At 64.1% G+C, this 10439-nt stretch carries 9 protein-coding genes; 8 read left to right on the plus strand and 1 reads right to left on the minus strand.

Features of this window, described 5'->3' with window-relative positions:
- Nucleotide 1 precedes the first annotated feature (1 nt).
- From nadD to FJY68_02260, 8 genes are all read left to right on the plus strand, one after another.
- Nucleotides 2–610, plus strand: coding sequence for a nicotinate (nicotinamide) nucleotide adenylyltransferase (nadD, locus tag FJY68_02225; protein ID MBM3330653.1), 609 nt, complete (start codon nucleotides 2–4; stop codon nucleotides 608–610).
- Nucleotides 611–633: 23 nt separating this feature from the next.
- Nucleotides 634–969: a preprotein translocase subunit YajC gene (yajC, locus tag FJY68_02230; protein ID MBM3330654.1), complete on the plus strand. Its 336-nt coding sequence runs from the start codon at nucleotides 634–636 to the stop codon at nucleotides 967–969.
- Entirely contained in the window at nucleotides 905–1504 is a 600-nt protein-coding gene (def, locus tag FJY68_02235) for a peptide deformylase (GenBank protein MBM3330655.1), read from the plus strand. The genes yajC and def overlap by 65 nt, the downstream gene beginning before the upstream one ends.
- On the plus strand, nucleotides 1495–2424 hold the full coding sequence (locus tag FJY68_02240; protein ID MBM3330656.1) for a methionyl-tRNA formyltransferase: 930 nt from the start codon (nucleotides 1495–1497) through the stop codon (nucleotides 2422–2424). Before def ends, FJY68_02240 begins: the two co-directional genes overlap by 10 nt.
- The gene (locus tag FJY68_02245; protein MBM3330657.1) at nucleotides 2421–3164 is read left to right on the plus strand and encodes a PASTA domain-containing protein; all 744 of its coding nucleotides are present in this window, start codon (nucleotides 2421–2423) and stop codon (nucleotides 3162–3164) included. Before FJY68_02240 ends, FJY68_02245 begins: the two co-directional genes overlap by 4 nt.
- On the plus strand, nucleotides 3161–3799 hold the full coding sequence (rpe, locus tag FJY68_02250) for a ribulose-phosphate 3-epimerase (GenBank protein MBM3330658.1): 639 nt from the start codon (nucleotides 3161–3163) through the stop codon (nucleotides 3797–3799). The genes FJY68_02245 and rpe overlap by 4 nt, the downstream gene beginning before the upstream one ends.
- Nucleotides 3800–3942: 143 nt before the next feature.
- Complete coding sequence (locus FJY68_02255) at nucleotides 3943–5229, plus strand: signal recognition particle protein (protein MBM3330659.1); 1287 nt, start codon at nucleotides 3943–3945, stop codon at nucleotides 5227–5229.
- A 654-nt stretch (nucleotides 5230–5883) separates the two neighbouring features.
- On the plus strand, nucleotides 5884–8721 hold the full coding sequence (locus tag FJY68_02260) for a T9SS type A sorting domain-containing protein (GenBank protein MBM3330660.1): 2838 nt from the start codon (nucleotides 5884–5886) through the stop codon (nucleotides 8719–8721).
- Nucleotides 8722–9864: 1143 nt separating this feature from the next.
- On the opposite strand, the gene FJY68_02265 is transcribed toward FJY68_02260, so the two are convergent.
- Nucleotides 9865–10439 (minus strand): IS256 family transposase (locus tag FJY68_02265; protein ID MBM3330661.1); only part of this gene is annotated, 575 nt, incomplete at its 5' end.

The raw sequence follows: 10439 nt of genomic DNA on the forward strand, positions 1-10439 counted from the left end.
AGTGCCGCTCCGGCTCGGTGTGTTCGGAGGGTCGTTCAATCCCATTCATTTCGGTCACCTGCTGACGGCCGGGGATATGCGGTATCAGCTGCGCCTGGACCGCATCCTCTTCGTTCCTGCCTACCATCCTCCCCACAAACATGGTCCCCTGACTGCCTATCGCCATCGGCTGTCCATGACGCAGCTCGCCATCGATAGCGAACCCGGGTTCAAGCTGTGCGCGATTGAGGAAAGCCGCCCTGGGCCCTCCTATACAGTCGATACGCTGCGCGAACTGCGGTCGCTGCACCCGGGAGCGACACTGCACCTGATCGTGGGTAGTGACCAATACCGGGACGTCGCGTCCTGGCATCAACCCGGCCGGCTCACCAACCTGGCGCGGATCGTGGTCATGAGCCGGCCCGGAGAGGAGCGGCCTCCGCTCTTCCCCGGACACGACCCGAAACGGGTCCGGTTCTGCCCGGTGATTCCGGTCGGAATCTCGGCCGCAGCCATCCGGGCAAGACTTGCCAAGAACCTCTCTATCCGCTATATGTTACCTGTAGTTGTCGCCGAGTACCTGCGGCGACACCGCCTGTATCCTGGCCCGCGAACAAGAAGAACCGCATAGGGCAATTGCCCAAAGGAGACCTTATGTTTGGAATCGCCCTCGCCCAGACGCCGGCCCCAACCGCGACTCCGGGCGCGCCTGCTGCCGGCGGCATGAACTCGATCCTCGGGTTCCTGCCCATTATCCTGATCTTCGCCGTCCTCTATTTCCTGATGATCCTGCCCCAGCAGCGCCGCCAGAAGAAGCACACGCAAATGCTGGAACAGATCAAGCGGGGCGATCGCGTAGTGCTCGGTTCCGGCATCCACGGCATAGTGTCCAACGTCAGGGAACAGACTTTCCTGGTCAAGGTCGCTGAGAACACCGAACTCGAGGTCGACAAGTCAGCGGTCAGCTACAAGTTTGGCGCCGAAAAGTAGCCCGGCAGCGAAACCGGCGGGCGTCAACCGCCGGGTAGTCCTGTACGGCCACCGGGCACTCAGGACCAAGTCACGGCTCATCGGGGAACTTACGTCCGATCTGGTCAAGTTCCTGGAGGACCTGAAAGTCAGTATGCTGACGCAGGACGGGCTGGGACTCGCCGCCAACCAGATTGCCGAGACGGTCGCTGCGTTTGCCATCAACCCGCGCGCTGTCGACGACGACCGGGAGCCGTACTGCATCATCAACCCGGAGGTGGTCGCGACCGAGGGCCTCGTCGAAGCCGAAGAAGGGTGTCTCTCCCTGCCCGGGCTGTTCGACTTCCTGCCCCGTCCCGAATTCGTGCGCATCTCCGGGCTCAACGAGGAACTGCAGCCGATCACTGTCGAAGGCACGCGGCTACTGGCTCGGGCACTGCTGCATGAGATAGACCACTTAAACGGGGTGCTGTTCATCGACCACCTGAGCGAGTCGCGGCGGCGGATGCTCGGCACGAAGCTCAAGGAACTGGAGGAAAGGGAACGGTGCGCGTAGCTTTCTTCGGCACTTCTGACTTCGCGGTGCCTGCCCTGCGTAGCCTCGCCCGGTCCGCGCACAGGATCGAAACTGTTGTCACCGCGCCGCCGCAACCCAGCGGCCGAGGCCGGAAGCTCGTCCCCAGCCCCACAGAACAAGAAGCGCGTGCGCTCGGCATCAAAGTCCTGACCCCCCAGGACCCCAACGCTCCGGCGTTCATCTCTGAGTTTGGATCTCAAGCCCCGGACGCCGCGGTCCTGGCCGCGTACGGCTATATCCTGAAACCAGCCGCACTCTCAGTCCCTGCCTTCGGTTTCCTGAACATCCACCCTTCGTTACTTCCCCGGTATCGAGGTGCGGCGCCGATTCAGCGCGCCCTGCTTGCGGGCGAACACGAAACCGGCGTGACCATCATCGCTCTTTCCGAGCAGGTTGACGCCGGCGACATAGTCGAGCAGGAGGTCGTCGCCGTCGGCCCGAACGAAACGGCGGGCGAGTTGTCGCGCAGACTGGCGGATGTCGGCGCCCGGCTCATCTTGCAGTCCCTGACTCAGCTTGCAGAAGGCAAGGCCCGCCGCGCTTTGCAGGACCCGGAACTGGCCACCCGTGCCGCGAAGATAGCCAAGGCAGAACGCAGCATCGACTGGCGGGAATCGGCTCAACAGATACACAATCGGATTCGGGCACTCTCCCCCGAGCCCGGAGCGGTAACCAGCTTCCGCCAGAGGCGCATCGTCCTGCTTCGCTCTGAGGTCAGCCCGGTTTCAGACCCGGGAGAGCCCGGCCAGATCCTCTTCGATCACCCGGGTCTTGTGGTCGCCGCCGGTGCGGGCGCGCTGGAGATCACCGAACTCAAGCCCGAGGGCAAGCGGGCCCAGACCGGTCAGGATTTCCGCAACGGCCACCGTCCGGTTGCCGGTGAAAGGTTTGCCGCATGAGACAGCGCCGCAAGCGCCGCAGCCACGCCCTGCGCACGCTCATCCTCATTCTGCTGGCAATCGCCCTGCTCATCGTCGTCCTCAATTGGCTCGTGATGCCGATGGTCGTCGGGCGCGGACGGGAAACAACAGTACCAGATCTCGTCGGCATTGACCGATTCGCAGCCGAGGAGTCGATCATCAAGGCCGGGCTGGTTCTCGGCGACGTTCGCAGCGTCTCCAACGCAACCGTACCCCCGGACCGGGTAGTGACCCAGCACCCTGAACCCCGGCAAAGGGTCAAGCTCGGGCGCAAGGTGCACATCGACGTGAGCATAGGCGGCTCCCGGATGAAGGTCCCCCATGTCGAAGGGCTCACTCTCGCCCGAGCCACCACCCTGCTCTCCGCGTCGGGGATCTCCGTTGCCGGAGTCGAATCACTCCGCTCACTAACTCTGCCGGCGGGACAAGTGGTATCAACGCGTCCCCCCGCCGGCTTCGAGGTCGACGAAGGCGAACGCATAACCATCCAGATCTCCTCCCGGGTCGGCAACTTCCCGATGCCGGGCCTGGTCGGCATGAACGTGGGAGCCGCCTCCGGCATACTGGCATCACAGGGACTCATCCTCGGAAACGTGAAACAGGCCCCGAGCGACGAACCTGCAGGCAACGTGCTTATCCAGTACCCGGAAGAAGGCATGACGGTCCGTGACCTCGATACGGTAAGCCTGATCGTAGCCATCCCGCCGGGCAGAAGATGAAGGTATCCGCGTCGATACTCGACTGCGACTTCCTCCGTCTCTCCGACGAACTGGCGGCGGTGGTGAACGCGGGCGCGGACGCCATCCATCTCGACGTGATGGACGGCCATTTTGTCCCGAACCTGAGCTTCGGAGTCCCGCTGGCAAAGGCCGTGCGCCGGGCCGTGAACGTGCCTGTCCACTCTCACCTCATGGTGCAGGAACCGGAGTGGCTGGTTGAGAAGTTTCTCGCCTATTCCGACCTCATCACCTTCCACATCGAAGCAGCTGAGTCGCCGGAGCAGTGTATCGAGACAATCCGCGCCGCCGGCAAGGCTGCCGGGATATCTCTCAACCCCAACACTCCGGTCGAGTCCCTCCGCCCGGTCATCGCCGACGTGCAGGACGTGCTGGTGATGAGCGTCTACCCGGGCTTCGGCGGCCAGGAGTTCTCCCGGGAATCGGCGGCCCGTATCCGCGAGACGGCCAGGCTCATCGCCGAGTCTGGCTCCAGAGCGACGATATCGGTCGACGGCGGGGTCAACCCGCAGAACTGCAACCTGGTGGCTGAAGCAGGCGCGCACTGGGTCATCGCCGGCAGCGCCATCTTCCGCAGCCCGGACTACGCCGCAGTCATCAAGGCCCTGAAGTCGTAACGAATGTAGAAGATGATGACAAAGTGGAAAGGGGCAATGACGAAGTCCGGACCTGGGACCGCCACTCTCGGACGTCTCTCCTGTGGCCCGGTGTATGACACTGGAACCCTAGAACCCTCCAGCCCTCGAACCCTTTTCTAGATATGTTCGACGCACTGACCGACCGGTTCACCCAGCTTCGCCGCAAGCTGCTGGGTTTCGGACGCCTATCAGACCGCGAGGTATCGCAGGCCCTGCGCGAGGTCCGCACGGTGCTGCTCGAAGCCGACGTCAACTACAAGGTCGTCGGTCACTTCATCCGCTCGGTCGAGGCCAAGCTCAAAGAGAAGAACGTGGCGGCCAGCCTCAAGCCCGGTGAACTCATCAACGCCACTCTCTACCAGGGACTGGTCGAGCTGCTGGGCGAGACAACGCCCAAGCTCGACTTGAGTTCCAACCCTGTGGTCATCAGCCTCGTCGGCCTGCAGGGCACCGGCAAGACGACCTTTGCCGGCAAGCTCGCGCACAAGTTCCGGAACCGCAAGCCTCTGCTCGTCGCCTGCGACCCCAAGCGGCCGGCCGCTTCCGACCAGCTCCGCTCGGTCGCCGAGCGCGCCAAGTGCGATTTCTATCCGGTATCCAGCGACGTAGTCGCGACCAGCCTGGCCGCGCTGAAGCAGGCCCGAAACCGCGGCAACGGCTTCGTGGTCTTCGACACCGCGGGCCGCCTCCACATCGACGACGACCTGATGAACGAACTCGGGGCAGTCCAGGACAAGGCCAAACCCAATGCCAGTCTGCTGGTCCTCGACGGCATGGTCGGACAGGACGCCGTCAGCCAGGCCGAGCAGTTCAGCACGCGGCTCAAACTGACCGGCTGCTGCTTCACCAAGCTCGACGGCGACGCCCGGGGCGGGGCGGTGATGTCGGTACGGCACGTCACCGGGCTGCCGGTCTTCTTCGTCGGCACCGGCGAGCACCTCGAAGACGTGGAGGATTTCCACCCCGACCGGATCGCCTCGCGCATCCTCGGCATGGGCGACATGAAGAGCCTCGCCGACAAGGTCCAGGCCGCCACCGAAGGGCAGGACCAGCGCGCGATCGCCGAGAAGTTCCTCAAGGGGAAGTTCGACCTCGACGACTTCCTGGGCCAGCTCAAAGGCATAAAGAAGATGGGCAACATCTCCAAACTGCTGGCAATGATACCCGGGGCAGGCAACCTGGAAGTCGACGACAGTGAATTCGCTCAGGTCGAGGCCATGATTCAATCCATGACCCCGGCCGAACGGAGAAACCCGGACATCGTCGACGGCTCGCGCCGCCGCCGCATTGCCTCAGGAAGCGGCACCACGGTCACCGACGTCAACCGGCTGCTGAAGGAATTCGCCCAGGCGCGAGTCCTGGCCAAACAGATGTCCGGCGGCCGCACCCCGCGCCCGCGCATGCGCTAGGCCACACCGCCCCGCTTCACTCCCGCCCGATTGTAGATTCTGAAACCACCGCACCTCATCATGGAGGCCGGCAGCGTCGCGGTCGCGACCGTCTAGATCGCGATGCTCATCCTCACGTAACCGACGACCTTCTGCTCCTTGAAGGACGCGACCAACTCGCCTTCCTTGAAGAACCGGAAGTAGCCGTCCAACTCCTCAACCCGGTCCGCGTCAACGATCACCTGTGGCCGCTTGTCCGACTCGATGAAAACATCGTAAGGCACAGCAACTCCTTTCAGGGAACCGCCCCGGCACGTCCCGGACTCAAGGTGCTCGCACCGGCGACCTCCCAAGACATTATAACAGACAGAAGCCATCTGTCAATAGTGACCCGTGCGACCCATGGTTCTCCCGGACGCGGCGCGACAGCGGCCGGCGGACAGGAACAACAGGAACGAAAGGCGCCGTCGTCCCCGGTGCCGACCGGGCCGCCCCGACAAGCCGGCATCCGCATCGCCGTTCGACAACGCTTGACACCCAGGGAAGACAGGTGTCTAATTGAGCAACAGGAACGGGCGGTCGCGGCTGAACGGCCGCCTTCCGACACCCGGCTGCAACGGAGGCCGGCCGGATGCCACGCCAGGAGTGCCGCCTCCAACCAGACAAGGAGGAAAGATGTCCAGAACTGTGCTGGTTCTGATACTCAGCGCCATCATGTCGGCCGCGGCCGGCTTCACGGGCACAGCGACCACCGCCACCCCGACGGCTTCGGGCTCGGCAGCGCAGCCCGCACAAAGGCCGACCCCGCTGCCCGCGATGCAGACCCAAGGTACGGCAAACACCTGCTTGCCGGTTATCCGCTGGGACAAGTTCTACGACCGCAACGGCAACCCGCTGCCGGTCGACCCGCAGGAGAACGTCGGCGCCGACTCGCTCTACTTCAAGAACTACTACTCCCTGACGGCCCTCCTGGGCAGCCCCAAGTCGGAGGTCCCGAATCCGACCCCGGAGAGCTGCCGGCCCGCCTTCGCCTGGCAGGACGCTCAACCCGTCGCCTGCATGGACCCGCAGGGCGTCTACTGCTACGAGGTGTTCAACACCACGCTGCGCCGGACCAACACCAACACGGGTGCATATGCTGACTACACCATCCCGCGCGGAGAGTCGGCGTGTGGTACTGACGGTCAGTACCTCTATGTGCCGGTCAACGACACGGTCTACAAGTACACGCCGACCGGAGCCCTGGTAACCATAACCACCATTGATATCAGCCCTGCCTACTACGAGTTCTCCGTGGTGAACGACACGGTCTGGTGTCACGACGGGTTGAGCACCGTACTCAACGGCTACGCCTGCTCGAAGTTCAGCGGCGGCTCGCTCACCAAGGATGCGGCCTGGGATGTCGGCACCGGCAGCCATTCGCCGGCGCAGGTCGCATGGGACGGCGAGTACTACTACGTCTCCTGGGCGGGGTATTCCTCCAACACCTTCAAGCGGTTCAATGCGGACCGGACCCTGTCGGCCAGCGGCACAATCAGCATCGACACGCGTGGGGTGATGTGCAGCGTACGTGGCACGCGACCGGTGACGCAGGATTCGCTCTACTGGAAGCTCTACTCCAGCACCGCGGACTTCTACTCCTCGGGTAAGGCGCAGGATGTGACCGCGGCCCAGCCGACGCCGCTTGCCTGGCAGTACGACCAGTCCGTATCGTGTATGACCCCGGACGGCCACTACGTATTCGAGGTGTCCGGCACCAACCTGCGCCGCACCGACCTTCTCTCCGGCGACGTGGAGAACTACACCCTTGCGAACACCAGCGGCGGTACTTGCGGCACCGACGGCCAGTACGTCTATGTCCCGAACGGCACCACCACGCGCAAGTACACGCTCAACGGTACGCTGGTCAGCTCGACCACGACTGACTACGCGCCGGCAGTCGGTGCCAGCACCTTCTGCTACGGCGTCGCCAACGACACGGTCTGGATTTCCCCCACCCTCTCCGGCGCGACGTGGTATGGCTACGCCTGCGCCAAGTTCACTGGCGGCAGCATCACCCACGATGCGACCTGGTCCACGGGCGGGGTCCAGAGCTCGGCGATGGCCGTTACCTTTGACGGTCAGTACTACTACATGGCTTGGGGTGGCTTGGGCAGCAACACCTTCAAACGCTTCTACCGCGACCGCACGCTCTACTCCGACGGCACCGTGACCGGTGACGCCCGCAGCGTGATGTGCAAGCAGGGCGGTTACCCGGTGATGATCTGTCACGCCGAGGGAAGCTGGGACGTAGTCGACAGCCTGCGCCGGATACTGCTCGATTCCTGCGGCGGCAGGTTCGCTGCGTTGGACACATACAACATCGGCGCGGGCGGTCACGCCGCGTTCCCGGCCGGCGACTGGTACCGTTTCGGCTACCGGGCGATACTCACGTGGACCAACAGCCAGCCTGCCGACTCGGCCGCGCTCGGTGACAGCCTGGCCCGGTTCGTCGAACTGGGCGGCGGCGTGGTCGAAGCCGTCTTCGCGGACTACGGTCCGAGCTTCGTGATAACCGGGGACTGGCGCGACTACTACGCCCCTTTCACGGATCAGGCCAACTCCTACACGCCGGACGCTCTCGGAACGGTACACCAACCCCTCCACCCGGTCATGTCCGCAATCTCCGCTCTCTCGGTCGCCAACTACGTCACCGGCAACACCCACAACACGCTGCGCAGCCCGAACTCCCTCTGCCTGGCGGAATACACCTCCTCCAATCGCTGCCTCGCCGCCTGCTTCGACAGCGCGGGCAGGCGGGCCGTCTCGGTGGGCATGTATCCGCTGTCGGCCTGGTCGGGCGGCGCCTACGGACAGTGGTCTCGCCTGCTGGTGAACGCGCTCAACTGGGCGGCGGTCGGACCGAGCGTCGGCGTAACCGCTCCGAACGGCGGCGAGAGCTGGATTGTCGGCAGCGCCCACAACATCACCTGGACCCAGACTCCGAGCGGGGTCAAAGACTCGATCTACTACTCGACCGACGCCGGCGCGAGCTGGGTCGGCGTGGCTTTCTATGACCCGCCGCCGGTACCACTCCAGCACACCTGGACCATCCCGAACACGCCGACTACGCAGGCGCGGGTCAAGGTCGTCACCTGGGATGCCGAGGGTGGCAGGGTCGAGGATATGAGCAACGCCAACTTCACCATCGAACCGTTCGTCGGCATCGCCCAGCCCGAGAACAACGCCCTGCCGCTGACTTTCGCCCTATACCGGCCCTTCCCGAACCCGCTGGCCTCGGGCGCCGGGATCCGCTACGCCCTGCCGCGGCCGGCCCGCGTCGAACTGAACGTCTACGACGTTGCCGGAACGCTGGTCCGGCGGCTGGTGGACGGTGCCCGGCCGGCCGGGTACCACAGCGTCCACTGGAACGGCGGCGACGAACGGGGCAGAAACGTCGCTGCCGGCGTCTACTACTGCCGGTTCAGCGCCGGCGGCTTCCTGGCCACACAGAAACTCGTCGTGCGCCGCTAGCCGGCGACCGGTCAGATCAACGGGGCGGGCTTCGGCCCGCCCCGTTCCTCTCACACCGCGAAGACCAACCTGCGTCCGCCACCCCGCAGACCAGACCATCGGGTCCAGAAGTCAGCGCCTTCGTGGTGCGTTCAGTCTTCGACCAGACTTCTGCCTTCTGCACTCTGCCTTCTGACTTCTGACGTCGGTCGTCCCTCGAACCAAGGCCCGATCGGAGCGCCGATGTTGAAGACATCGCCACGGATGGCCCGAAGTGTGCGCCGCCCCACTAAGGGCAGTCCAGACCGCTGTCCGCCGAACAACCGGGAAAGCAGTTTCCGGAACCGCGAGGAGTGCAGCACTGACTGCAATTCGGACGGCAGCGTGCAGAGGAGTCCGTAGAACAGTCGCCCAGACGGCAGGACATACAACCGTCTAAGCAACCGGCAGGGCAGAAAGCCGGACACCGGACAGAACTGCAGACAGCACAATGCGAGAAACAACCCGGAGAACAGCATGACGGACAGTCGCCGGAACAACAGTGGACACAACTCGGCGAACTGCCTCGGAGGTAGTCCCCCAGGTGGGGGTGTCATTCTGGCCCAATACGACTCAAGCTACTGTTTCATCGTGGCTTACCGCCGCAAACCCAGACTCACTCTATTCTACGACCCTGTAGAATGCCATCGAAACGACCATCTCTTGGGCGGCCGCGTTTTTGCCGTCACATAGGAATTGCGGGTTTCCGGCGGTTTTGGTCAACGGAGAATCGCGTAAGTCACGCATTCCACGTCCGGGGGTCGTTGGGGGGGGTCCTTGTCCCGAACCCTGTCCGGGTTGCAGGGAGGGCTCATCCCCGAGCTCAAGGGACCGCTCATCCCCGGACTCATGCCGGGGCTCATCCCCCAACTCAAGGGATAGCTCCTCCCCGGTCTCAAGGGGGGGCTCATCCCGGAGCTCAAGGGACCGTTCCTCCCCGGTCTCAAGGGAGGGCTCATCCCGGAACTCAGGGGACAGCTCATCCCCCAGCTCAAGGGGGGGCTCATCCCCCAGCTCAAGAGGGGGCTCATCCGTCAGCTCATGGGCCGGCTCTACCCCCATCCCGCCCGCCGAACCGGGTCAAGTGCCGAATTGTCTGCAAATGGAGTCTCTTCCTGTACGTCTTCACGGGGTTGTTGCTGGTGCTGCCTGCGGGTGGAGCATGTCCCAGCGTTCCAGTTCTGCCATGTCCAGATACGTGAGCTGAGTGGCCCATTCCGCCGCCTGCTCCTGCGCCAGCGACGTCATCAGTCGAAGACAGGCCGCAGCATTGGGGAAGATCCTGATGACCCGGCTCCGTCGACGCAACTCCTCATTGAGCCGTTCCATCATGTTGGTCGTCCGGATCCGCATCCTATGCCCGGCCGGAAACTGGAAGCAGGTCAGTGTATCTTCGGTCTCCTCTTCCAGTTTGTCGGCAAGGTCCGGATAACACGGGCGCCACTCTGCCACCACTTCCGCCAGCCGTGCCTTGGCATGCTCCAGCGTCGGCGCATCGAAGACCGATCGCAACGCCTGCCACAGGGCTTTGCGGTCACTCTTGGTCACCAGCGCCAGCACGTTATGCATGAAATGCGTCTGACAGCGCTGCCAGAGCGCTCCCTGAAAGCACCGCCGGACACTGGCCACCAGCCCTTCATGGTCGTCCGATACCACCAGCCGGACACCGGCGAGCCCACGCCGGGAGAGGTCCCGGAAGA

The sequence above is a fragment of the candidate division WOR-3 bacterium genome, assembly GCA_016867815.1.
Lineage (GTDB): Bacteria > Hydrothermota > Tepidihabitantia > Tepidihabitantales > Tepidihabitantaceae > UBA2258.